General features: G+C 69.2%; 22 protein-coding genes. All 22 read left to right on the top strand.

The genetic code is table 11. The features are described from left to right. Window position 1: 1 nt before the first annotated feature. Complete coding sequence (gene carA, locus CTB96_RS13440) at window positions 2-1,168, top strand: glutamine-hydrolyzing carbamoyl-phosphate synthase small subunit (protein WP_248283374.1); 1,167 nt, start codon at window positions 2-4, stop codon at window positions 1,166-1,168. After that, window positions 1,168-4,455: a carbamoyl-phosphate synthase large subunit gene (gene carB, locus CTB96_RS13435; protein ID WP_110127375.1), complete on the top strand. Its 3,288-nt coding sequence runs from the start codon at window positions 1,168-1,170 to the stop codon at window positions 4,453-4,455. The genes carA and carB overlap by 1 nt, the downstream gene beginning before the upstream one ends. A 14-nt stretch (window positions 4,456-4,469) precedes the next feature. Next, window positions 4,470-5,372, top strand: a complete 903-nt coding sequence (gene pyrF / locus CTB96_RS13430) for an orotidine-5'-phosphate decarboxylase (protein ID WP_110127374.1) — start codon at window positions 4,470-4,472, stop codon at window positions 5,370-5,372. Next, window positions 5,353-6,285: a guanylate kinase gene (gene gmk / locus CTB96_RS13425; RefSeq protein ID WP_110127373.1), complete on the top strand. Its 933-nt coding sequence runs from the start codon at window positions 5,353-5,355 to the stop codon at window positions 6,283-6,285. Before pyrF ends, gmk begins: the two co-directional genes overlap by 20 nt. 137 nt (window positions 6,286-6,422) lie before the next feature. Beyond that, window positions 6,423-6,680: a DNA-directed RNA polymerase subunit omega gene (gene rpoZ, locus CTB96_RS13420; RefSeq protein WP_066595628.1), complete on the top strand. Its 258-nt coding sequence runs from the start codon at window positions 6,423-6,425 to the stop codon at window positions 6,678-6,680. Window positions 6,681-6,707: 27 nt separating this feature from the next. After that, window positions 6,708-7,964 (top strand): bifunctional phosphopantothenoylcysteine decarboxylase/phosphopantothenate--cysteine ligase CoaBC, encoded by a 1,257-nt coding sequence (gene coaBC / locus CTB96_RS13415; RefSeq protein ID WP_110127372.1) that lies wholly within the window; start codon window positions 6,708-6,710, stop codon window positions 7,962-7,964. 93 nt (window positions 7,965-8,057) lie between these two features. Beyond that, window positions 8,058-9,251 (top strand): methionine adenosyltransferase, encoded by a 1,194-nt coding sequence (gene metK, locus CTB96_RS13410; protein ID WP_110127371.1) that lies wholly within the window; start codon window positions 8,058-8,060, stop codon window positions 9,249-9,251. Between the two features lie 29 nt (window positions 9,252-9,280). Beyond that, a complete protein-coding gene (locus CTB96_RS13405) occupies window positions 9,281-11,545 on the top strand; it encodes a primosomal protein N' family DNA-binding protein (protein ID WP_110127370.1) in 2,265 nt (754 codons plus the stop codon). Then, window positions 11,546-12,463, top strand: coding sequence for a methionyl-tRNA formyltransferase (gene fmt / locus CTB96_RS13400; RefSeq protein ID WP_110127369.1), 918 nt, complete (start codon window positions 11,546-11,548; stop codon window positions 12,461-12,463). It begins immediately after the preceding gene. After that, entirely contained in the window at window positions 12,460-13,956 is a 1,497-nt protein-coding gene (locus tag CTB96_RS13395) for an RsmB/NOP family class I SAM-dependent RNA methyltransferase (protein ID WP_110127368.1), read from the top strand. Before fmt ends, CTB96_RS13395 begins: the two co-directional genes overlap by 4 nt. Window positions 13,957-13,998: 42 nt before the next feature. Next, complete coding sequence (gene rpe, locus CTB96_RS13390) at window positions 13,999-14,664, top strand: ribulose-phosphate 3-epimerase (protein ID WP_110127367.1); 666 nt, start codon at window positions 13,999-14,001, stop codon at window positions 14,662-14,664. A gap of 70 nt (window positions 14,665-14,734) precedes the next feature. Further along, entirely contained in the window at window positions 14,735-14,998 is a 264-nt protein-coding gene (locus CTB96_RS13385) for a phosphoribosyl-ATP diphosphatase (RefSeq protein WP_110127366.1), read from the top strand. Window positions 14,999-15,045: 47 nt separating this feature from the next. Further along, complete coding sequence (gene hisG / locus CTB96_RS13380) at window positions 15,046-15,885, top strand: ATP phosphoribosyltransferase (protein ID WP_110127365.1); 840 nt, start codon at window positions 15,046-15,048, stop codon at window positions 15,883-15,885. Window positions 15,886-15,968: 83 nt separating this feature from the next. After that, complete coding sequence (hisF, locus tag CTB96_RS13375) at window positions 15,969-16,733, top strand: imidazole glycerol phosphate synthase subunit HisF (protein WP_110127364.1); 765 nt, start codon at window positions 15,969-15,971, stop codon at window positions 16,731-16,733. Beyond that, window positions 16,730-17,107, top strand: a complete 378-nt coding sequence (gene hisI / locus CTB96_RS13370; RefSeq protein WP_110127363.1) for a phosphoribosyl-AMP cyclohydrolase — start codon at window positions 16,730-16,732, stop codon at window positions 17,105-17,107. The genes hisF and hisI overlap by 4 nt, the downstream gene beginning before the upstream one ends. After that, on the top strand, window positions 17,104-18,627 hold the full coding sequence (locus CTB96_RS13365) for an anthranilate synthase component I (RefSeq protein ID WP_110127362.1): 1,524 nt from the start codon (window positions 17,104-17,106) through the stop codon (window positions 18,625-18,627). Before hisI ends, CTB96_RS13365 begins: the two co-directional genes overlap by 4 nt. After that, on the top strand, window positions 18,628-19,305 hold the full coding sequence (locus CTB96_RS13360; protein ID WP_248283372.1) for a Trp biosynthesis-associated membrane protein: 678 nt from the start codon (window positions 18,628-18,630) through the stop codon (window positions 19,303-19,305). Between the two features lie 131 nt (window positions 19,306-19,436). Next, window positions 19,437-19,658 (top strand): DUF6704 family protein, encoded by a 222-nt coding sequence (locus tag CTB96_RS13355; RefSeq protein WP_110127360.1) that lies wholly within the window; start codon window positions 19,437-19,439, stop codon window positions 19,656-19,658. Window positions 19,659-19,662: 4 nt separating this feature from the next. Beyond that, complete coding sequence (gene trpC, locus CTB96_RS13350) at window positions 19,663-20,445, top strand: indole-3-glycerol phosphate synthase TrpC (RefSeq protein ID WP_110127359.1); 783 nt, start codon at window positions 19,663-19,665, stop codon at window positions 20,443-20,445. Continuing rightward, window positions 20,446-21,672 carry a tryptophan synthase subunit beta gene (gene trpB / locus CTB96_RS13345; protein ID WP_110127358.1) on the top strand — a complete coding sequence of 409 codons (1,227 nt, stop codon included), beginning with the start codon at window positions 20,446-20,448 and terminating at the stop codon, window positions 21,670-21,672. It abuts the gene before it with no gap. An 11-nt stretch (window positions 21,673-21,683) separates the two neighbouring features. Then, window positions 21,684-22,496 carry a tryptophan synthase subunit alpha gene (gene trpA, locus CTB96_RS13340; protein WP_110128485.1) on the top strand — a complete coding sequence of 271 codons (813 nt, stop codon included), beginning with the start codon at window positions 21,684-21,686 and terminating at the stop codon, window positions 22,494-22,496. Between the two features lie 107 nt (window positions 22,497-22,603). After that, window positions 22,604-23,569, top strand: a complete 966-nt coding sequence (lgt, locus tag CTB96_RS13335; RefSeq protein WP_110127357.1) for a prolipoprotein diacylglyceryl transferase — start codon at window positions 22,604-22,606, stop codon at window positions 23,567-23,569. The last annotated feature ends 61 nt before the right edge of the window (window positions 23,570-23,630 follow it).

The raw sequence follows: 23,630 nt of genomic DNA, 5'->3' as shown, positions 1-23,630 counted from the left end.
CGTGAGCTACCCAACAACCACACCGGCTCCGGCCGTGCTCGTCCTCGAAGACGGCACCCGCTACGTGGGACGCGCCTACGGCAGCCAGGGGCAGACCCTCGGCGAGATCGTCTTCGCCACCGGTATGACCGGTTACCAGGAGACGCTCACCGACCCGTCCTACGCCGGCCAGATTGTGCTGATGACTGCCCCGCACATCGGCAACACCGGCGCCAACGACGAAGACATGGAATCCTCCCGCATCTGGGTCTCCGGCTTCGTCGTGCGGGAGCCCGCCCGGGCGCCCTCCAACTTCCGCTCGCAGCGCACCCTCGACGCCGACCTCGAATCCGGCGGCGTTGTGGGCATCAGCGGCATCGACACCAGGGCGATCACCCGCCACATCCGCTCGCTCGGCGCGATGCGCAGCGGCATCTTCAGCGGCGAGAGCTACGCCCTCTCCGAGGGCGAACAGCTTGAACTCGTGCGCGGTGGCGCCAGCATGCGCGGCCGCAACCTGTCCGACGAGGTGTCCACCGTCGAGCCGTACTCGCTGCCCGCCAAGGGCGAGCGAATCGGCTCGGTCGCGGTCCTCGACCTCGGCGTGAAGACCTCCACGCTCAACTACCTCGCCGAGCGCGGCTTCGAGGTCTTCGTGCTGCCCCAGTCCGTGACCGCGGAGCACGTGCTCTCGCTCAACCCGACCGCCCTGTTCTTCTCGAACGGACCGGGGGACCCTGCGGCATCCGACGCCCACGTCACCCTGTTGCAGGAGGTCATGCGCGCCGGAGTGCCGTACTTCGGCATCTGCTTCGGCAACCAGCTGCTCGGCCGAGCCCTCGGCTTCAGCACCTACAAGCTGCCGTTCGGCCACCGCGGCATCAACCAGCCCGTGCTCGACAAGGCCACCGGCCGGGTCGAGATCACCTCGCAGAACCACGGTTTCGCCGTCGACATGCCCATCGAGGGCATCAGCGAGTCCAAGACCGGGTTCGGCCGGGTCGAAGTCAGCCACTACAGCCTCAACGACCAGGTCGTCGAGGGCATCCGGTGCCTGGACATCCCCGCCTTCTCGGTGCAGTACCACCCGGAGTCGGCGGCCGGCCCGCACGACGCCAACTATCTTTTCGACAGGTTCAGGGATGTGGTGGTCGCGCACGCGGCCGCCGGAGCAGGAGACGCCAAGTAATGCCCAAGCGCGACGATATCAACAGCGTCCTCGTCATCGGCTCCGGCCCGATCGTGATCGGCCAGGCCTGCGAGTTCGACTACTCCGGCACCCAGGCCTGCCGGGTCCTCCGCGAGGAGGGCGTGCGGGTCATCCTGGTGAACTCCAATCCCGCCACCATCATGACCGACCCCGACTTCGCCGACGCGACGTACATCGAGCCGATCACCCCGGAGATCCTCGAGACCATCATCGCCAAGGAGCGCCCGGATGCGATCCTGCCGACGTTGGGCGGCCAGACCGCCCTCAACGCGGCCATCGCCCTGCACGAGCGCGGCATCCTGGAGAAGTACAACGTCGAGCTGATCGGCGCCAAGTTCGAAGCCATCCAGAAGGGTGAGGACCGCCAGATCTTCAAGCAGCTGGTGCTCGACGCCGGCGCGGATGTGGCCAAGTCCTACATCGCCCACACTGTGGAGGAAGCGGTGACCTTCGCCGAGGACCTCGGCTACCCGCTCGTGGTGCGTCCGTCGTTCACGATGGGCGGCCTCGGCTCCGGCTTCGCCTACACCGAGGCGGAACTGCGCCGCATCGTCGGCGACGGCCTGCACCAGAGCCCGACCACCGAGGTACTCCTGGAGGAGTCGATCCTGGGCTGGAAGGAATACGAGCTCGAGATGATGCGCGACACCGCCGACAACACGGTGGTCGTCTGCTCGATCGAGAACGTCGACCCCGTCGGCGTGCACACCGGCGACTCCATCACGGTCGCGCCCGCGCTCACCCTGACCGACCGCGAGTACCAGAAGCTGCGCGACATCGGTATCGACATCATCCGCGCCGTCGGCGTCGACACCGGTGGCTGCAACATCCAGTTCGCCATCGACCCGGCCAACGGCCGCATCATCGTGATCGAGATGAACCCGCGGGTATCGCGCTCGTCGGCACTGGCCAGCAAGGCCACCGGCTTCCCGATCGCGAAGATCGCCGCGAAGCTCGCCCTCGGCTACCGCCTCGACGAGATCCCCAACGACATCACCGGTGTCACCCCGGCCAGCTTCGAGCCCACGCTCGACTACGTGGTCGTCAAGGTGCCCCGGTTCGCGTTCGAGAAGTTCCCCAAGGCCGACCCGCGCCTGACCACCACCATGAAGTCGGTCGGCGAGGCCATGGCCATCGGCCGCAACTACGCCTCCGCCCTGCAGAAGGCGCTTCGCTCGCTCGAGAAGCGCGGTTCCTCCTTCCACTGGGGCACAGAGACCCGCTCGGTCGAGGAACTCCTCGAAATCGCCGAGGTGCCCACCGACGGCCGCATCGTCACCGTTCAGCAGGCGCTCCGCAAGGGCGCGACCATCGAGCAGCTCTTCGAAGCCACCAAGATCGACCCGTGGTTCCTCGACCAGATCGTGCTCATCAACGAGATCGCCGACGCGGTCGCCGCCTCCGACACCCTCGACACCGAGATCCTGCGCACCGCCAAGGACCACGGTTTCTCCGACGCCCAGATCGGCGAGCTCCGCGGCTTCGGCGAAGCGGATGTGCGCAAGGTCCGGCACATCCTCGGGGTGCGCCCGGTCTTCAAGACCGTCGACACCTGTGCCGGCGAATTCCCGGCCCTCACCCCGTACCACTACTCGAGCTACGACCAGGAGACCGAGGTCGTTCCCTCTGACCGCAAGAAGGTCGTCATCCTGGGCTCCGGGCCGAACCGCATCGGCCAGGGCGTCGAGTTCGACTACTCCTGCGTGCACGCCTCGTTCGCCCTCTCCGACGCCGGCTACGAGACCATCATGATCAACTGCAACCCGGAGACGGTCTCGACCGACTACGACACCAGCGACCGGCTCTACTTCGAGCCGCTCACCCTGGAAGACGTGCTAGAGATCATCCACGCCGAAAGCCAGAGCGGCGAACTCGTCGGTGTTGTCGTGCAGCTCGGCGGCCAGACCGCGCTCGGCCTGGCCAAGGGGCTGGAGGCCGAAGGCATCCCGATCCTCGGCACCTCGCCGTCCGCCATCGACCTGGCCGAGGAACGCGGCCTGTTCAGCGGCATCCTCGCCGAGGCCGGCCTGCTCGCCCCGCGGAACGGCGTGGCCACCGACTACACCGGAGCCGTCGCGGTCGCCGAGGAGATCGGTTACCCCGTGCTGGTGCGCCCGAGCTACGTGCTCGGCGGACGCGGCATGGAGATCATCTACGACAGCGCCAGCCTGGCCGACTACTTCACCCGCATGCAGGGCCAGGGCATCATCGGCCCGTCGCACCCGCTGCTGGTGGACCGGTTCCTCGACGACGCCATCGAGATCGACGTCGACGCCATCTACGACGGCCACGAGCTCTACATCGGCGGCGTGATGGAGCACATCGAAGAGGCCGGCGTGCACTCCGGTGACTCCAGCTGCACCCTGCCGCCCGTCACGCTCGGCCGCGCCGAGATCGACCGAGTGCGCGACGCGACCCTCGCCATCGCGAAGGGCATCGGTGTGCGCGGCCTGCTCAACGTGCAGTTCGCCATCGGAGCCGGTGTGCTCTACGTGCTCGAAGCAAACCCGCGCGCCTCCCGCACCGTGCCGTTCGTCGCCAAGGCGCTCGGCATTACCCTGGCCAAGGCCGCCTCGCTGATCATGGTGGGCACCACCATCGCCGAACTCAAGGCCAGCGGCCAGCTGCCGCTGATCGACGGCTCGCGTGTGCCGATGGACTCTCCGGTCGCCGTGAAGGAGGCCGTGCTGCCGTTCAACCGGTTCCGCACCCGCGAAGGACTGATCGTCGACTCCGTGCTCGGCCCGGAGATGCGTTCCACCGGCGAGGTCATGGGAATCGACCGTGACTTCCCGCGGGCGTTCGCCAAGAGCCAGCTGGCCGCGTACGGCGGAATCCCGCTCACCGGCACCGTGTTCGTCTCGGTCTCCGACCGCGACAAGCGCGCCGTGATCCTGCCGATGCTGCGCCTGCAGCAGCTGGGCTATTCCATCATCGCCACCGAGGGAACCGCCGAAGTTTTGCAGCGGAACGGAATCGGGGCCACAGTGGTGGCAAAGTTCAGTGAAAAGGCCGATGAGTCCACGGACACCGTCGTCGACCTGATCCGGCGCGAGGAGGTGCAGATCGTGATCAACACACCGAACGGTCGCACCGCTCGGGCGGATGGCTACGAGATCCGCGCCGCCGCCGTCGCCGCCGACCTGCCCCTGTTCACCACCATCGCCGAGCTGTCCGCCGCTGTCGGGTCGATCGACTCGATCCGCACCGGCTTCGAGGTCACCAGCCTGCAGGAGTACGCCACGAAACGGACGGCCGCCCTGTGACCCCAGCAGGCGCTGTGAGCCCCGCCGAACCGGTATCCACGACCGGCAGCTTCGGCGAACGCCTCCAGGGTGCGTTCGACCGGTTCGGCAGGCTCTGCGTCGGAATCGACCCGCACTCGTGGTTGCTCTCCGACTGGAACCTCCCAGACAGCGCCGCCGGCGCCGAGCGCTTCGGCCGCGCTGTGGTGGCCGCATCCGCCGGACAGGTGGGCATTGTGAAGCCCCAGGTGGCGTTCTACGAGCGATTCGGCTCCGCGGGCTACGTGGCCCTCGAACGGGTGCTCGCCGACGCGCGAGAAGCCGGATTGCTGGTGATCGCCGACGTCAAACGCGGCGATCTGGGTACCAGCGTCGAGGCTTACGGGCAGGCCTGGCTCACCCCGGGCTCCCCGCTCGAAGCCGACGCGATCACCCTGAACCCCTACATGGGCGTCGGGTCCCTCGCCAGCACGGTCACCTGGGCCGCCGCACACCGAAAGGGCCTGTTCCTGCTGTCGGCGACCTCCAACCCGGAGGCCGCCGAACTGCAGCAGGCCGTCGTGGCCGGGGGAGCGGATGCCGGCAAGACTGTGGCCGCCTCCGTGCTCGGCCAGGTCGCCGCGCTGAACGCCGACGCGATTCACGCCCAGAAGGCACCCGTCACGTTCGGGTCGGTCGGCGTGGTCCTCGGCGCAACGGTTTCCCTGTCCGACTTCGGCATCGACATCACCGCTCCCGCATCCGCAATCGTCACTCCGGTACTCGCCCCGGGCTTCGGCCACCAGGGTGCGAACCCCACCGATCTGACGAGTTTGTTTGGCGGATACGCTCAAGGCGTTATCGTGAGTGAATCGCGCAGCGTGTTGTCCGCCGGCCCAGACCGTGTGGCCGACGAAATAGCCCGCCGAGTAACCGAAAATGGAGCGACCCGTGGCTGACAATCGCCCTACACCACCCGACGTCGACCGTGTCGCGGCCTCCCGCGCCGCCGTAGCGGCCCGACGAGCCCGCGCCGCGGTCAAGGCCCAGGTCGCCGCCGGTGAGCGCACGTCGCTCGACGTGCTCGCCTCCGCGGTCAAGGATCCGAACGGAGTCGAGGGTCGCCTCCGCGTCACCGAACTCCTCGTGAGCATCCCGGCCATCGGGGTGACCAAGATGCAGCGCATCATGACCCGGCTGGAAATCTCGCCCTCCAAGCGACTGGGTGGACTCGGCAAGCACCAGCGCGACCGCCTGCGGGACTTCCTCGCCGCCCGGCCCACCGCTCGCCGGGGCGCCCCGGACTCTCGCCTGGTCGTGCTGGCCGGACCGACCGCCGTCGGCAAGGGCACCGTCGCCGCGCACATTCGCGAACATCACCCCGAGGTGCACCTCTCGGTCTCCGCCACCACCAGGGCGCCCCGCGCGGGCGAGGTCGAAGGGGTCAGCTACTTCTTCGTGGACGACGCCGAGTTCGACCGGATGATCGAGGCCGGCGAACTGCTGGAATACGCCACCGTGCACAACGCCTACCGATACGGCACTCCGCGCGGGCCCGTCGAGGCCGCGATCGCCGACGGCAACTCTGTGCTGCTCGAGATCGACATCCAGGGCGCGCGCTCGGTTCGGCGGGCCATGCCGGAGGCGCGACTGGTGTTCCTGCTGCCCCCCACCTGGGATGAACTCGTGCGCCGCCTGATCGGCCGGGGCACCGAAGATTCGGCCGAGCAGAGCCGCAGACTCGAGACCGCGAAGCTCGAATTGGCCGCTCAGGGCGAGTTCGATTACCGTGTCGTGAACACCGACGTGGCCGAAGCGGCCGAAGAAGTCGTAGACTTGATGCAGATTCGCAAGTCAGCGACGCCGTCGTAGCGCCTGCTGGACTTGAATTTCGGCGTCGAACCGACGCATCAGCGTGGCAAAGCCCAGGTTTCCGGCCACGGAAACCCCCGGCGTGACACCGCGTAGCCCGTACATTTTGCTTGAACTGCATGAAGGAGTGTGACAGCGTGCCCAACAAGCCCACTGGCATCATTGACCCGCCCATCGACGACCTGCTGACCAAGGTCGATTCCAAGTACGCCCTGGTGATCTTCGCGTCCAAGCGCGCCCGCCAGATCAACGACTACTACGCAGACCTGCACGAAGGCAGCCTGTTCGACAACGTCGGACCGCTCGTCGACTCCACCGTCGACGACAAGCCGCTCTCCGTCGCCCTCCGCGAGATCAACGAGGACAAGCTCACCTCGAAGCCCATCGTCGAGTAACCCTCGCACCTCACGTAAGCGCGCAGGATGTCGACTGGTCGCACGATCGTCGTCGGGATAACCGGCGGCATCGCTGCCTATAAGGCCGTCAACGTCGTGCGCGCTTTTGTGTTGCTCGGGGATGACGTGCACGTGGTCGCCACCGCGGCCGCGCTGCGGTTCGTGGGCAAGCCCACCCTCGAGGCGATTTCCCGTAATCCGGTGCACACCGACCTCTACGAGGGTGTCGCCGAGGTTCGGCACGTGGCGATCGGCCAGTCCGCCGACCTCATCGTGATCGCCCCGGCCACCGCCAACAGCATCGCGAAGATCGCGCTCGGCCTGGCCGACGACCTGCTCGGCAACACCATCCTCGCCAGCACCGCGCCGCTCGTTCTGGCGCCGGCCATGCACACCGAGATGTGGAACAACCCGGCCACGGTCGCCAACATCGCCATCCTGCAGAGCCGCGGCGTGACCATCGTGGGCCCCGGCATCGGCCGCCTCACCGGATCCGACTCCGGCCCAGGACGCATGGAAGAGCCGGAGACCATCGTCGACGCTGCGCTGGCCGCGCTTGCCGCGCGCCGCGGCGCATCCGGCCCAGACCAGGACTTGGCCGCCCGAAAGGTGCTGATCAGCGCCGGCGGCACCCGCGAACCGCTCGACCCCGTTCGTTTCCTCGGCAACCGCTCCAGCGGCCGGCAGGGCGTGGCCCTCGCCGAAGCCGCCCTGGCACGCGGAGCCGAGGTGACCCTGGTTGCCGCGCACCTCGAGGTCGCCGTTCCCGACGGTGTCACCGTGCGGACCGTCAGCAGCACCCTCGACCTGCAGGAGGCGATGCGAACCGCCGCCGCGGCCGCCGACATCGTGATCATGGCCGCCGCCGTCGCCGACTACCGGCCGGCAGACGTGCAGGCCGACAAGATCAAGAAAGACATCGCGGGCGACCGGTTGTCACTCGAGCTGGTGCGCAATCCCGACGTGCTGGCCGGTCTGGTCGACGGCCGCCGACCCGGCCAGGTGATCGTGGGGTTCGCGGCCGAAACCGAGCCGGACGACGCCCTGCGCCGGGAACTCGGCCGCACCAAGATCCAACGCAAGGGCTGTGACCTGCTGGTGCTCAACCGGGTCGGCTGGACCCAGGGTTTTGCCACCGAACGTAATGAAATCGAAGTGCTGGATCGTGCCGGAGATATAGTGATGGAGGCCTCCGGAACGAAGTTGTCGGTGGCCCACCGTATTCTCGACAGCATCCTCGACGGCGTCGCCCTGGATGTCGCATCGGACGCACCCGTCGCTTGAGCCGGCGTCGCCGAGGACCTCTGCGGTCATGCGGCTCGCGCGTGAAGACCAATCAACCGAAGAACATTTACCCACAGAATTGAGACGAGCCCGATGAGCGATCTGCGCCTCTTCACCTCGGAATCGGTCACCGAAGGCCACCCCGACAAGATCTGCGACCAGATCTCCGACACCATCCTCGACGCCCTCCTCACCGAAGACCCGCACAGCCGGGTCGCCGTGGAAACCCTCGTCACCACCGGGCTCGTGCACGTTGCCGGCGAGGTCACCACCGCCGGGTACGTCGAGATCCCCTCCATCGTGCGCAAGTGCATCACCGACATCGGCTACGATTCCTCCGACGTCTGGTTCGACGGACGCTCCTGCGGCGTCGAGATCTCCATCGGCGGCCAGTCGCCCGACATCGCCCAGGGCGTCGACGACGCCTACGAGAGCCGCGAGCAGGACAGCCACGACGACTACGACCGTCAGGGCGCCGGCGACCAGGGCATCATGTTCGGCTACGCCACCCGGGAAACCCCGGAGCTGATGCCGATCCCGATCTGGATCGCCCACCGCATGGCGGAGCGGCTCGCTGAAGTCCGCAAGTCCGGCGAGCTGAGCTACCTCCGGCCCGACGGCAAGACCCAGGTCACCATCGGCTATGACGGCATCGTGCCGCGCACCGTGGAGACCGTGGTGGTCTCCACCCAGCACTCGCCCTCCGTGCGCACAGAGCAGCTGCGCGCCGAGATCGCCGAACTCGTGATCAAGCCCGTGCTCGAACGCGTCGACCTCGACGCGTCGAGCCTGCGTACCCTGGTCAACCCCACCGGTCGCTTCGAGATCGGCGGCCCGCAGGGCGACGCCGGCCTGACCGGTCGCAAGATCATCATCGACACCTACGGCGGATCCAGCCGGCACGGCGGCGGCGCGTTCAGCGGCAAGGACCCGTCCAAGGTCGACCGCTCCGCCGCGTACGCCATGCGCTGGGTGGCCAAGAACGCCGTCGCGGCCGGACTGGCCGAACGGCTCGAGATCCAGGTGGCCTACGCCATCGGCACCGCGTCGCCCGTCGGCCTGTACGTGGAGACCTTCGGCACCGGTGTTCTGCCGGAGAAGGACATCACGGCCGCCATCCGCGAGGTGTTCGACCTGCGCCCGGCCGCGATCATCCACGACCTCGACCTGCTGCGCCCGATCTACGCCCAGACCGCCGCCTACGGACACTTCGGCCGCGAGCTGCCCGACTTCACCTGGGAGCGACTCGACCGGGTCGACGACCTCAGAAGCGCAGCCGGACTCTGAACCCGGACACTGGATCGAACAGGCCGCAGATGACTCGCACCGGCCTCATCGCACGGGTGCTGATCGACTCGCCCCTTCCGCAGCTCGACCATCTCTTCGACTACGCCATCCCCGACGAGCTCGCGCACCTCGCCCAGCCCGGAGTGCGGGTGCGCGTTCCGCTGCGGTCGGCGAACCGGGTGGCCGACGGCTACCTGATCGACATGATCGACCCGCAGCAGGCGGCGGCCGGTGCCTCCGCGGGGGGCGATGCGGCGACCCTGGACGGGGTCGGCGCCGACACCGGCTTCAGCGGCAAGCTCAGCCCGGTCGACTCGATAGTGTCCGCCGTTCCCGTGCTCACCGGCCCGGTCTGGCAACTCGCCCGGCGCCTGGCCGACCGGGCGGCCGGAAATGCCAGCGACATCGTGCGCCTGGCCGTGCCGCCGCGGGCCGTCCGGGTGGAGAAGGCCTGGCTGGCCAAGGCAGTGGCCGAACCGGCCGCACTCGCACCGGATGCCGCCGCCCTGGCCGAGCCCGGATTCGCTGAGTACCCGCCGGAGTCCCTCGGCACCATCGTTGCCGAACGGCTGCGGGTCGCCATCGCCGCGGTGCCCAGCCTGGTGCGCCTGCCCGCCCCCGGGGGCGACCCGGTGTCCGAGCCTCCAGCGGGCCCAGCAGCGGCCACCAACACAGCCACCAGCACAGCCACCAGCACACACCCGGGCCTCATCGAGGCTGCGCCCCAAGCGGCAGCAGCGGTCGTGACACCGCGGCGCACCGCACCAGACCTGGGCACCACCGTGGGCACCTGGGCCATCACCATGGCCGAACTCGCCGTCTCCGCGCTCCGACTGGGCAAGAGCAGCATCCTGCTGACCCCCGACTTCCGCGACCAGGACCAGCTGCAGGCCGCCCTGGCGATGCTCGCGCCGGCGGCCGACGTGGTGCGGGTCGACGCCCGGCAGAGCAACCCCGACCGCTACCGCGGCTTCCTCAGCCTGCTCGAGGGCCGCCCCCGGATCATCGTCGGCAACCGTTCTGCCGTGTATGCCCCCGCCCACGACCTCGGCTTGATCGCGCTCTGGGACGACGGCGACCCGCTCTACGGCGAACAGCTCAGCCCCTACGTGCACGCTCGCGACGCCGCGCTCATCCGCCGGGAAGCCGCCGACTGTGCCCTGGTCTTCCTCGGCCACTCGCGCAGCGTTGAGACCGAACGGCTGGTGGAGATCGGCTGGTTGCGCGCCGTGCACCCCACGAAAGACATCCACCCGCGGGTGATCCCCACCACCTTCCAGTCCGAACCCGATGCGCAGGCCAGGGCTGCGCGCATCCCGTCGGCGGCCTGGCTGGCGGCGAAGGAAGCCGTGCGCACCGGGCCCGTGCTCGTGCAGGTGGCCAGCCCCGGCTATGCGCCCATGCTGGCCTGCCGGTCCTGCGGCCAGTCCGCCCGCTGTACCCGCTGCCAGGGCCCCCTGGCGCAGGCGTTCGCCAATGCCACCCCGGCCTGCCGCTGGTGCGGCCACCTCGCCGCCGGCTGGCACTGCTCGCATTGCGAGGCCACCCAGTTGCGGGTGGTGACGGTCGGCACCGGCCGCACCGCGGAGGAACTCGGCCGGGCGTTCCCCGGCTCCCGTGTCATCGTGGCCGACGGCGAGCACACCGTGCAGTCGATCGGGCCGGAGCCCGCCCTGGTGATCGCCACCCGCGGCGCCGAACCGATCCCGCGCAACGGCTACAGCGCCATCCTGTTACTCGACGGGGAGCGGATGCTCGCCCGCGAATCCCTTCGAGTGGGGGAGGACTGCCTGCGCTGGTGGGCGAACGCCGCCGCCCTCGCCGCACCCGGCGCGTCAGTCATGCTCGCCGGGGTGGGCGGTGCCCTCGCCCACGCCCTCAACACCTGGCAGCCCGGCCCCTATGCCGCGGCCGAACTCGCCGACCGCCGGCAGTTGCGCTTCCCACCCGCGGTGCGGGTGGCCTCCGTCACCGGCAGCAGCGCAGAGGTGGAGACCGCGCTCGAATCGCTCGCGGAGCTGGCCGGACTCGATGTTCTCGGCCCGGTAGCCCACGATCCGGGCGGCAGCACCTCCGCCGGCCCGAAGCCGCCGGCCGCGCCGAGCGCCGGCCCGGCCGGCCCGACGCTCGTGCGCGCCATCGTGCGGTTCGGCTACCCGCTCGGCGACGAGGTCGCCCGTACACTCAAGGCCGCGATCGTGCGGAACGCCGCCACCAGGCGCAAGCCCAAGGGCGCCGCCTTCCGCCCTGCACCTACACTCAGAGTACGATTCGACGACCCGGAGCTGCTGTAAATGAAACTCGTCTTCGCCGGGACCCCACAGGTCGCCGTGCCCAGCCTGACCCTTCTGGCCTCCTCCGGCCACGAGATTGCCGCCGTCGTCACCCGAACGGATGCCGCACTCGGCCGCAAGCGCGTGCTCACTCCGTCCCCGGTCGCCGCCGCCGCCGATGCCCTCGGCCTGCCCGTGATCAAGGCCAACCGGCTCGATGCCACCGCCACGCAGGCGATCACCGACCTCGGCGCCGACCTCGGCGTGATCGTGGCCTACGGCGGCCTGGTTCGGGAGCCACTGTTGTCGGCGCCGCGCCTGGGCTGGATCAACCTGCACTTCTCCCTGCTGCCACGCTGGCGGGGAGCGGCACCCGTGCAGCGCGCCATCATGGCCGGCGACACCGAGACCGGCGCCGCCGTGTTCCAGCTCGTGGCTGAACTCGATGCCGGAGCCGTCTTCGCCCAGATCACCACCCCGATCGGCCGGCACGCCACGGCGGGAATCCTGCTGGAGAGCCTGAGCCGGAGTGGTGCGGAGCTCCTGGCCGGCGTGGTCGACCGCCTCGCGGCCGGAACCATCGCGGCCGTCGAACAGACCGGCGAGGTCACCCTCGCCCCCAAACTCAGCCTCGACGACGCCAGGATCGACTGGACGCTCCCCGCGGAGCGCATCCACGCGATCATCCGCGGCGTGACGCCGGAGCCCGGCGCGTTCACCGAGATCGGCGGCGCCCGACTCAAGCTGCACGACGTGGCCCCGGCACACGGCCAACCCCGGCTTGCGCCTGGACACCTCAATGAAATCGACAAGCGAGTCCTGATCGGCACCGGCACGGAGCCGCTGGAACTCATCGCTGTACAACCGGCAGGAAAAACCGCAATGAAAGCAATCGACTGGTGGCGTGGCGTGGCAGCAACCGAGGTGATCGCCTCATGAGCGGCGCCGGCGAACGCGGCCCGCACGGCGACCGCGACCGCGCGGCACGGTCGGGCGGCCCCCGCCAGGACCGCCCCACCCGCACCTCTGGCCCGGGCGGGCGGGCGAGCGCCGCCCCGACGAACCACATCGTGCAGCCCGCCCGCCGGGTCGCCTATGAAGTGATCGCCGCGGTGCGCGAAGACGACGCCTACGCCAACCTGCTGCTGCCGACCCGTATTCAGCGCGCCGCGTTGAGCACGGCGGATGCCGCCCTGGCCACCGAGCTCACCTACGGCACCCTGCGCATGCAGGGCTTCTACGACCGGGTGATCGCCGAGGCGGCCGGCCGGCCGGTCACCGCCATCGACCCGGCCATCCTCGACGTGCTGCGGCTCGGCGCGCACCAGCTGCTCGCCACCCGGGTCGCCACGCACGCCGCGGTCAACGAGTCCGTCGAACTGGCCCGACAGGTGGGCTCCCGCTCGGCGACGGGCTTCACCAACGGCGTGCTGCGCGCCATCGCCCGGGTGAGCGCCGACGAGTGGCGCGAACGCATCCTCGCCGACGCCGGATCGCCCGATGAGTCCCTCGCCACGCTGTACTCCCACCCGGTCTGGGTTGTGCGCGCGTTCCGCCAGGCACTCAGGCAGGAAGGCCGGGAGAACGAGCTCGAAGAACTCCTCGCCGCCGACAACGCCGCCCCGCGGGTGAACATGGTCGCCCTGCCCGGCCTCGCCGAGGCCACCGCCGAACTCGGCGACGCCGACCTCTACTCGCCCACCGGCTTCGTGCTCGCCGGGGGAGACCCGCACCACCTGATGAAGCAGAGCGAGGGGCGCCTGCGCGTGCAGGACGAAGGGTCCCAGCTGGCCGCCCTCGCACTCAGCCGCGCCCGGCCGATCGTGGAGGGGGAGCGCTGGCTCGACCTCTGCGCCGGCCCCGGCGGCAAGGCCGCCCTGCTCGCAGCCGAAGCGCTGAACGGCGGGGCTAGCCTGGTCGCCAACGAGGTCGTGCCCGCACGGGCGCAGCTGGTTCGTGCCGCGCTGGCCGCGGTGCCCGCCGACGTTCCGGTCTGGGAGATGGACGGCACCTGGGTGGGCGAGGACCAGCCCGAGGTGTTCGACCGGATCCTGCTCGACGCCCCCTGCACCGGACTCGGTGCGCTGCGCCGACGTCCTGAGGCCCGCTGGCGGAAGCTCCCCAAAGACGTCGCCGAGCTCTCCGACCTGCAGTCTGCGCTCATCCACGCCGCCCTCGGCGCGCTCAAGCCCGGCGGAATCCTCGCCTACGTCACCTGTTCGCCGCACATCGCCGAAACCCGCGGCATCGTCGCCACCGCCCGCAAGGCCTGGGGCGACAAGATCGAGCCGTTGGACACAGCAGCCGTGCTGCAGTCCCTGTCGGTGGAGCCGCTCGACCTGGCCGGCGACCCCGGCAGCGTGCAGCTCTGGCCGCACCGGCACGGCACCGACGCCATGTTCATCACCCTGCTGCAGCGCCGGGTGGACTAGTCGCGGTGCCGGCGGTCGCACCCGGTTCGGTAGGGTGAAATCATGGTTACCCGGATCAACCCGAGCATTCTGGCCGCAGACTTCGCCAACCTGGAGCGGGAGTTCGGCCGCATCGGCACAGCTGACCTGGCCCATGTCGACGTGATGGACAACCACTTCGTGCCCAACCTCACCCTGGGGCTGCCGATCGTCGAACGACTGCTCCAGGTCTCGCCGATCCCGTTGGACCTGCACCTGATGATCGACGACCCCGACCGGTGGGCGCCCGCCTACGCCGAGGCCGGCGCCTTTTCCGTCACCTTCCACGCCGAAGCGGCCGCGGATGCCGTCGGCCTGGCCCGCCGGCTCCGTTCCATCGGCGCCAGGGCCGGCCTGGCGCTGAAGCCCGGCACTCCCGTCGAGCCGTACCTCGACCTGCTCGTCGAATTCGATCAGGTGCTGGTGATGACCGTCGAACCCGGCTTCGGCGGCCAGAGCTTCATGCCCGCCACGATGCCCAAGCTCACCCTGCTCGCCGAGCGCGTGCGCGCATCCGGGCTCGACGTCTGGCTGCAGGTGGACGGCGGCATCACCGAAGACACCATCGTGCAGGCCGCCCAGGCCGGGGCGAATACTTTCGTCGCCGGCTCCAGCGTCTTCAACGGCGACCCGGCGGAGCGCATCAACGCCCTGCGCGCGGCCGCCGAGGCGCACTCCCACACCCACTAGCCAGGCCTGCGGGCACCCGGAGCGAGCTTCCGCGCGCTCACCGGGGCTGCCGGACCGGTAGCCTGTACGAGTGAAAACTTTCGACGACCTGTTCGCTGAGCTGAGCCGGAAGGCCGTAGACCGGCCGGAAGGCTCCGGCACCGTCCGCGAACTCGACGCCGGCATCCACGCGATCGGCAAGAAGATCGTCGAGGAAGCCGCCGAGGTCTGGATGGCAGCCGAGTACCAGAGCGACACCGAAACCGCGGAAGAGATTTCGCAGCTGATCTACCACCTGCAAGTCATGATGGTGGCGAAGGGGCTTTCTCCCGAGGACGTGTACCGACATCTCTGATGTCGCGTCCCCACTGAAATCCACCCTCGACCTTCGGAAAGATTGACATGTTAAGAATTGCCGTGCCCAACAAGGGTTCGCTCGCCGAGACCGCCGCCCAGATGCTGAGCGAGGCCGGCTACAACGGCCGCCGCGACCCGCGCGACCTGGTCGTGGCCGACCCGCACAACGACGTGGAGTTCTTCTACCTGCGTCCCCGCGACATCGCCACCTACGTCGGCAGCGGCGCCCTCGACGTGGGCATCACCGGCCGTGACCTGCTACTGGACTCCGGCTCAACCGCCGCCGAGATCGCCAGCCTCGACTTCGGCGACTCGACCTTCCGCTTCGCCGGTCCCGCCGGCCGGTTCGACCAGCTCAGCGACCTCGAGGGCCTCCGCGTGGCCACCAGCTACCCGGGCCTGGTCGGCACCTTCCTCGCCGGACACGGCGTGACCGTGCACCTGGTCACCCTCGACGGCGCCGTCGAGTCCGCCGTGCAGCTGGGTGTGGCGGATGCCGTCGCCGACGTGGTTTCCACCGGCTCCACCCTGCGCAAGGCAGGCCTGCAGATCTTCGGCCCGGTCATCCTCGAATCCACCGCTGTGCTGATCACCTCCGAGAACGAGAACCCGGGCATCAACACGCTCCTTCGTCGCCTGCAGGGCGTTCTCGTCGCCCGCCAGTACGTGCTCGTCGACTACGACGTGCACGTCGACAACCTCGACGCCGCCTGCCAGGCCGCGTCCGGCATCGAATCCCCGACGATCTCGTCACTGCGCGACCCCAACTGGGTGGCCGTGCGGGTCATGATCCCGCGGCTGGACACCAACCGGGTGATGGACCAGCTCTACGAGCTCGGCGCCCGCGCCATCCTCGTCACCTCCATCCACAACGCCCGACTGTAGCCCGCCGCACCCCACCGTGCGGCCCACCCAGGCATAATCGACGAAGAACCACCAGGCTGAACCCAGAGAGCAGACCCGCACCCATGAGCCTCGCCGTCCGAGTGATCCCGTGCCTCGACGTGGCCAACGGCCGCGTCGTCAAAGGGGTCAACTTCCAGAACCTGCGCGACGCGGGTGACCCCGTCGAGCTCGCCAAGCGATACTACGAACAGGGCGCGGACGAACTGACCTTTTTGGATGTCACGGCCACCGTCGACGACAGGTCCACCACCTACGACGTGGTGCGCGCCACCGCCGAGCAGGTCTTCATCCCGCTCACCGTCGGCGGCGGCATCCGTAGTGTCGACGACGTCTCGCGGCTGCAGGCCAGCGGGGCCGACAAGGTCGGCGTGAACAGCGCCGCGATCCTGCGTCCCGCCCTGATCTCCGAGATCGCCGATCGGTACGGCGCTCAGGTGCTCGTGCTCTCGCTGGACGTCAAGCGCAGCGACCGCACGGCATCGGGCTTCGTGGTCACGACCCACGGCGGACGCACCGAAACCGACCTGGACGCCCTCGCCTGGGCGCGCCAGGCGATCGAGCTGGGCGCCGGCGAGCTGCTGGTGAACAGCATCGACGCCGACGGCACCAAGGCCGGCTTCGACCTTGAACTGATCACCATCATGCGCGAGCTCAGCAGCGTGCCGGTGATCGCGTCCGGCGGCGCCGGCCGCCTGGAACACTTCCCGCCGGCGATCACGGCTGGTGCCGACGCCGTGCTGGCCGCCTCCGTCTTCCACAGTGGAGACCTGACGATTGGCGACGTCAAGCGTGAGCTTGCCGACGCCGGAATGGTGGTGCGCCGATGAACGTCGACGCCGCTCTGGACTCCGCCCTCTTCTCGCCCGAGGGCCTGCTGCCCGCCGTGATCCAGCAGTGGGACACGCACGAGGTGCTCATGCTGGGCTGGATGGACCGTGAGGCCCTCCGCCGCACCCTCACCGAGGGCCGGGTGACCTTCTGGTCGCGCAGCCGGCAGGAATACTGGCGCAAGGGCGACACCTCAGGGCACGCCCAGTTCGTGCGCTCCGCCGCCCTCGACTGCGACGCCGACACCCTCGTCGTGCAGGTCGAGCAGATCGGTGCGGCCTGCCACACCGGCACGCACACCTGCTTCGACGGTCGCGGCATCGACGTGACCGGGCTGATCGACGACACCGAGACCAGGGAGGCCGCCCGATGAGCGCCGGATCGACCACCGAGGAGGCCTTCACCGCGCTGCTCGCCGAACACCGGGTGATCCCGGTGATCCGGGAACTCTTCGCCGACGGCGAGACCCCGGTGGGCATCTACCGCAAGCTCGCGCACGGTACCGCCGGCAGCTTCCTGCTCGAGTCCGCCGAACAGGGCGGCATCTGGTCCCGGTTCTCGTTCGTCGGTGTGTCCTCCTTCGGCGTGCTCACCCAGACCGGCGACGCCACCGCCTGGCTCGACTACGGCATCTCCGCCGAACGAGCGTTCGGCGGCGGCACCGACCTCGCCCCGCTGAACGCGCTGGCCTACCTCTACGAACGCTGGCAGACGCCCCGCCTGGCTGAGCACCCGCCGCTGACCGGCGGGCTCGTCGGGTTCATCGGCTGGGAAGCCATCCGCCAGATCGAGCGTCTGCCCAACCGGCCGCCGGCCGACTACGACGTTCCCGGCCAGGCCTTCAGCTTTGTGGCCGACCTCGTCGTGATCGACCACAAGTTCGGCACGGTTCAGCTGATCGCCAACGTGCTCAACGACGGCGTCGAACCCACGGATGCCCTCTGGCCGGCCGCGCAGGCGCGTCTGGACGCCCTGCAGTCCCGGCTCACCCAGCCGGCGGAGGCGTTCGTCTCCGAGGTCGACCTGTCCACGCCGGCCAACCCGGCCTACCGCACCGAGCGGGCAGATTTCCTCGCCGCCGTCGGCACCTCCAAACAGCACATCGTCGACGGCGACATCTTCCAGGTCGTCATCTCGCAGCGCTTCGACCAGGAGTGTACGGCCGACCCGATCGACGTCTACCGGGTGCTGCGCAGCCTCAACCCGAGCCCGTACATGTACCTGCTCAGCCTCGAATCCACCACCGGGGAACCGTACTCGATCGTCGGTTCGTCGCCGGAGGCCCTGGTCAAGGTCGCGAACACCCGCGTGTTCACCCACCCCATCGCCGGCTCCAAGCCCCGCGGGGCGACCCCGGAGGCCGATGCGGACTTCGAAACCGAACTGGGTGGCGATCCCAAGGAACGAGCGGAGCACCTCATGCTCGTCGACCTGGCCCGCAACGACCTGCTGAAGGTCTGCCGAGCCGGCTCTGTCGAGGTCACCGAGTTCATGCGCATCGAGCGGTTCAGCCACATCATGCACCTGGTCTCCTCGGTCGAGGGTGACCTGCTGCCGGAGATGACCGCGATCGACGTCTTCCGGGCCACCTTCCCGGCGGGCACGCTGTCCGGTGCGCCCAAGCCGCGGGCGCTGGAGATCATCGACGCCCTCGAACCCACCCAACGCGGTGTGTACGGGGGAGTGGTCGGCTACTTCGGCTTCGCCGGCGACGCCGACCTGGCCATCGCCATCCGCACCGCTACCATCATGAACGGCGTCGCCCACGTGCAGGCCGGTGGCGGCCTCGTCGCCGACTCCGACCCCGCGTCGGAGTACCAGGAAAGCCAGAACAAGGCGGCCGCCCCCTTGCGCGCCGTCGCCGTCGCGAACTCGATGACCCGGGTGTACTGAATGACGTCCGAGCCCAGCACTCCAGCCAATACTCCGCTGCCCAGCACACCATCGGTCACGCCGAAGCCGGCCAGGCGGCGGTTCAAGCCCATGCTGGTGCTCGCCGTGATCGCGGCCAGCGCCCTGGCGCTGCTGGCCTGGACCCAGGTCTGGGTGATCGTGCGACTGGCCGAAGACGGCATCACCCAGCCGGCCATCGAGGTGTCCGGTTCCATCGCCTCTCCCGGACTGACCGCGCTCGCCCTGGCCGGGCTGGCGCTGGCCGGTGCCCTCACCATCGCCGGCCCCGTGATTCGCATCATTCTCGGCCTGCTCGAGATGCTTCTCGGTGTGAGCGTAGTGCTGTCGGCCGGTCTGGCCATCGGCGACCCGGTCGGGGCCAGCTCGGCAGCGGTCACGACGACGACGGGAGTGGCCGGCGCGGACTCCACCCGGGCCCTCGTGAGCTCGGCCACACTCACCGGCTGGCCGTTCCTGGCCCTGGCCGCCGGCATCCTGATGCTCCTGATCGGCCTGTTCGTGTGCATCACCGCCCGGTTCTGGCCCGGCCCGACCAAACGCTACGAAGCCACGACCTTCGAACCCGTCACGGATGCCGCGACCGGCCAGGTGCGACCCCGCGACGCCGTCGACGACTGGGACGGCTTGACGCGGGGCGACGACCCCACGGCTCGATAACCGGCCCTGACGGCGCGACCTGATTTACCGCCCGATCACCCGATTCGGCCCGTTCGTGCGGCCGCGCCGTCTGCTCGGCACCCTGACCCAAGCTAGAATTGACCCGCACGCCCACTGACCAAGGGAGAACCATGAGCTTCGAGTCGGCAGACCCCGGCCACGGCCATTCGACGGCGGCCTGGACCGCAGTCACCATCATGTTGATCGCGTTCGCCATCGGCACCGTCGCGTTCTTCTTCGACGTCGTCTGGCTCGTCTGGGCCTCCGCCGTCCTGCTCCTGGTCGGCCTCGCCGCCGGCTGGATCATGGCGAAGGCCGGCTACGGCGCAGCCTCGGTCGACGGAAGCCACTAACCCGGTGCCCGCCGACTTACTCACAGAGCTCTTGGCCGGCTCCCTGGCCGACGCCGAGACGCGTCGGCGGGGGCTCCCGTTGGCCACCCTCGAGACGGCGGCGTTGGCCCAGACGCCCGCCCTCGATGCGCTGCACGCACTCGCGCCGGCCGACCAGGTCAAGATCATCGCCGAGGTCAAGCGCGCCAGCCCGTCCCGCGGCCCCCTGGCCGAGATCAGCGACCCGGCCGCCCTGGCCGTCTCGTACGAATTCGGCGGCGCCAGCGCCATCAGCGTGCTCACCGAGCAGCGCCGTTTCCTCGGTTCGCTGGACGACCTCGAGCAGGTTCGCGCTGCGGTGTCCATCCCGGTGCTGCGCAAGGACTTCATCGGCAACGCGTATCAGGTGCTCGAGGCCCGTGCATCCGGTGCCGACCTCGTGCTGCTCATCGTCGCGGCCCTCGACCAGGACACCCTGGGCAGCCTGCACCGGCTGGTCCTGGAACTCGGCATGACGCCACTGGTCGAAACCCACAGCGCTGACGAGGTCGATCGTGCCCTGGATGTGGGCGCGAACCTGGTGGGCGTCAACGCCAGGAACCTGAGCACCTTCGAACTCGACCAGAACCTCTTCGCGAGCCTGGCCGACCGCATTCCCTCCGGCGTCATCCGCGTCGCCGAATCCGCGGTCAAGACGGCCGCAGACGTTGCGCACTACCGTGCCGCCGGCGCCGACGTCGTGCTGGTCGGCGAAGCACTCGTCACCAGCGATCCCATCCTCACTCTCTCTGAATTCTTGGCGGTATAGATGTCCATCGAACCAGATTCCCTCCGCGCCCAGGTCGGGCCGTACTTCGGTGACTTCGGCGGCCGGTTCGTGCCGGAGTCGCTCGTGGCCGCGCTCGACGAGCTGTCGGCCGAGTACGAACTGGCCAAGGTCGACCCGGCCTTCGCCGCTGAACTGACCGAGCTGCACCGCAGCTACACCGGCCGCCCCTCCCTGATCACCGAGGTGCCCAGGTTCGCCGCCCATGGCGGCGGCGCGCGCATCATCCTCAAGCGCGAGGACCTCAACCACACCGGCTCGCACAAGATCAACAACGTGCTCGGCCAGGTGCTGCTCACCAAGCGGATCGGCAAGAAGCGCGTCATCGCCGAGACCGGCGCCGGGCAGCACGGTGTCGCCACCGCCACCGCCGCGGCCCTGTTCGGCCTGGACTGCGTCATCTACATGGGCGAGGTCGACACCGAACGCCAGGCGCTCAACGTCGCCAGGATGCGCCTGCTCGGCGCCGAGGTCGTCTCCGTCACGACCGGCTCCCGCACCCTCAAGGACGCCATCAACGACGCCATGCGCGACTGGGTGACCAACGTCGAGACCACCAACTACGTGTTCGGCACCGTCGCCGGGCCGCACCCGTTCCCCGCCATGGTGCGCGACTTCCAGAAGATCATCGGTGAAGAAGCCCGGCAGCAGGTGCTCGACCTCACCGGCCGGCTGCCCGATGCCGTCACCGCCTGCGTCGGCGGCGGATCCAACGCGATGGGAATCTTCCACGCTTTCCTCGACGACCCCGGGGTCGGCCTGTACGGCTTCGAAGCCGGCGGCGAAGGCATCGAGGGCCTCCGCCACGCCGCGACCCTCACCAAGGGACGCCCCGGAGTGCTGCACGGCGCCCGCAGCATGATGCTGCAGGACGAAGACGGCCAGACCGTCGAATCGCACTCCATCTCGGCCGGCCTGGACTACCCGGGCGTCGGTCCGGAGCACGCCTGGCTCGCCAGCATCGGCCGGGCCACCTACCTGCCCGTCACCGACGCGGAGGCGATGGACGCGCTCCGGCTGCTCAGCCGCACGGAGGGAATCATCCCGGCGATCGAATCGGCGCACGCCCTGGCGGGCACCCTCGAACTCGGCAAGCGACTAGGCCCCGACTCGATCATCCTCGTCAACCTCTCCGGCCGCGGCGACAAGGACATGGAAACCGCCGGCCGATACTTCGACCTTCTCGACGCTGGAGCGCAACAGCTGTGACGAACACCGACATCCGCCCCGCCTTCACCAGTACCGTCGAGGCGCGCATCAACGCCCGGCGTGCCGCGGGCGGCGGCGCCCTGATCGGCTACCTGCCGCTCGGGTTCCCGACCCTGACCGAGAGCATCGACACCGCGGTGGCCATCGCCAACAACGGCGTCGACATTCTCGAACTCGGCCTGCCGTACTCCGACCCCGTCATGGACGGCCCGGTCATCCAGGCCGCGACCGTTCAGGCCCTGGCCAACGGCTTCCGGCTCAAGCACGGCTTCGAGGCCGTTGCCGCGATCACGGCGCAGGTCGACACTCCCGTGCTGGTGATGACGTACTGGAACCCGGTGCTGCAGTACGGCGTCGACAGGTTCGCCGATGACCTCGCCGCCGCCGGGGGAGCCGGGCTGATCACGCCTGACCTCATCCCTGACGACGCACAGAGCTGGCTGGACGCTAGCGAGCGGGCCGGGCTCGACCGGGTCTTCCTCGCCGCACCATCCTCGTCTGACGAGCGCCTGGTGCAGGCCGTGACTCAGAGCCGCGGCTTCGTCTACGCCGTATCCACCATGGGCATCACCGGTGCCCGCTCCGACGTCGACTCCGCCGCCCGCGTGCTCGTCACCCGGCTGCGCGCGGCGGGGTCCACCAGCGCCTGCGTCGGCCTGGGCATTTCCACCCCCGCCCAGGTACGCGAGGTGCTGGAGTACGCCGACGGCGCCATCGTGGGCTCTGCCCTGGTCAAGGCACTCGCCGACGGCGGCGTCGCCGCGGTGGCCCGCCTCGCGGCGGAACTCGCCTCCGGTGCCAGGGACATCCGCGCCGCCGTCTAGCCCCGCAGCCCGGTGAATATCGCACCAGGCGTTCTAAGGTAAATTATCCGAGGCGGTCGATCGACCGGCTCCCAGTGGCCATCCGGCCACGATGAAAGGTTGTTGTCGTGCACTTGAGCATCCCGAGCCCCGAGTGGAGCTACTTCGACCTGGGCATCTTCCGCATCCACGCGTATGCGATCTGCATCCTGGTCGGCATCTTCGCCGCAACCGCCCTGACCAGCCGCCGGCTGACCAAGCGCGGCGGCGAGCCGGGAGTGGTGCTCGACATCATCCTCTGGGCGGTGCCGCTGGGCATCGTCGGAGCGCGGATCTTCCACGTTCTCACCCACCCCAATGACTACTTCGGCGAGGGCAAGAACCTCTGGGAGGTCTTCGCGGTCTGGAACGGCGGCATCGCCATCTTCGGCGCCCTGCTGGGCGGCGCGGTCGGTGCATACATCGGCTGCCGGCTGTCCGGCATCCGCTTCTGGTCGTTCGCCGACGCGCTGGCCCCCGGCCTGCTGCTCGCCCAGGCCTTCGGGCGGCTCGGCAACTGGTTCAACAGCGAGCTGTTCGGCTTGCCCACCACCCTGCCGTGGGGCCTGGAAATCTCGCCCGACAATCCCGCGTACCCCGTCGGCCTGCCGGAGGGCACCCTGTTCCACCCGACGTTCCTCTATGAGATCATCTGGAACCTCGTCGGTGTCGCCGTGATCCTGCTGCTCGAACGCCAGTTCCGGCTGCGCTGGGGCTCCGCCTTCGGCGTGTACCTGATCTGGTACGGCGCCGGCCGCACCGTCTTCGAATCGATCCGGGTCGACCCCAGTGAGATCTTCTTCGGCCTGCGCACCAATGTCTGGGCGGCGCTGTTCGCCATCGTGCTCGGTCTGGTCATCATTCTTGTGCAGAGCCGACGCCACACCGGACTCGAGTTGAGCCCGTACCGGCCAGGTCGCGAGTGGAAGCCGCTCGACCCTGAGGTAGAATCTGGTGAAACCGATTCCGAGCTCGAGGATCACGGCGACGATGCTGCTGAACCCGTTGAATCACGCGACGTCGACGCCACAAGCACAACCGACTCCCGCCCCTAGCCGAGGTCATCCCACCCGGTCCACGGTTTCCGCCCGATATTGACGGGCGGTGCGGCTTCTC

The sequence above is a fragment of the Cryobacterium arcticum genome (assembly GCF_003185895.1).
In the GTDB taxonomy this organism is placed as follows: Bacteria; Actinomycetota; Actinomycetes; order Actinomycetales; family Microbacteriaceae; genus Cryobacterium; species Cryobacterium arcticum.
The sequence above is the reverse complement of the archived record's forward strand: the minus strand, read 5'-3'. Positions and strand labels throughout refer to the sequence as shown.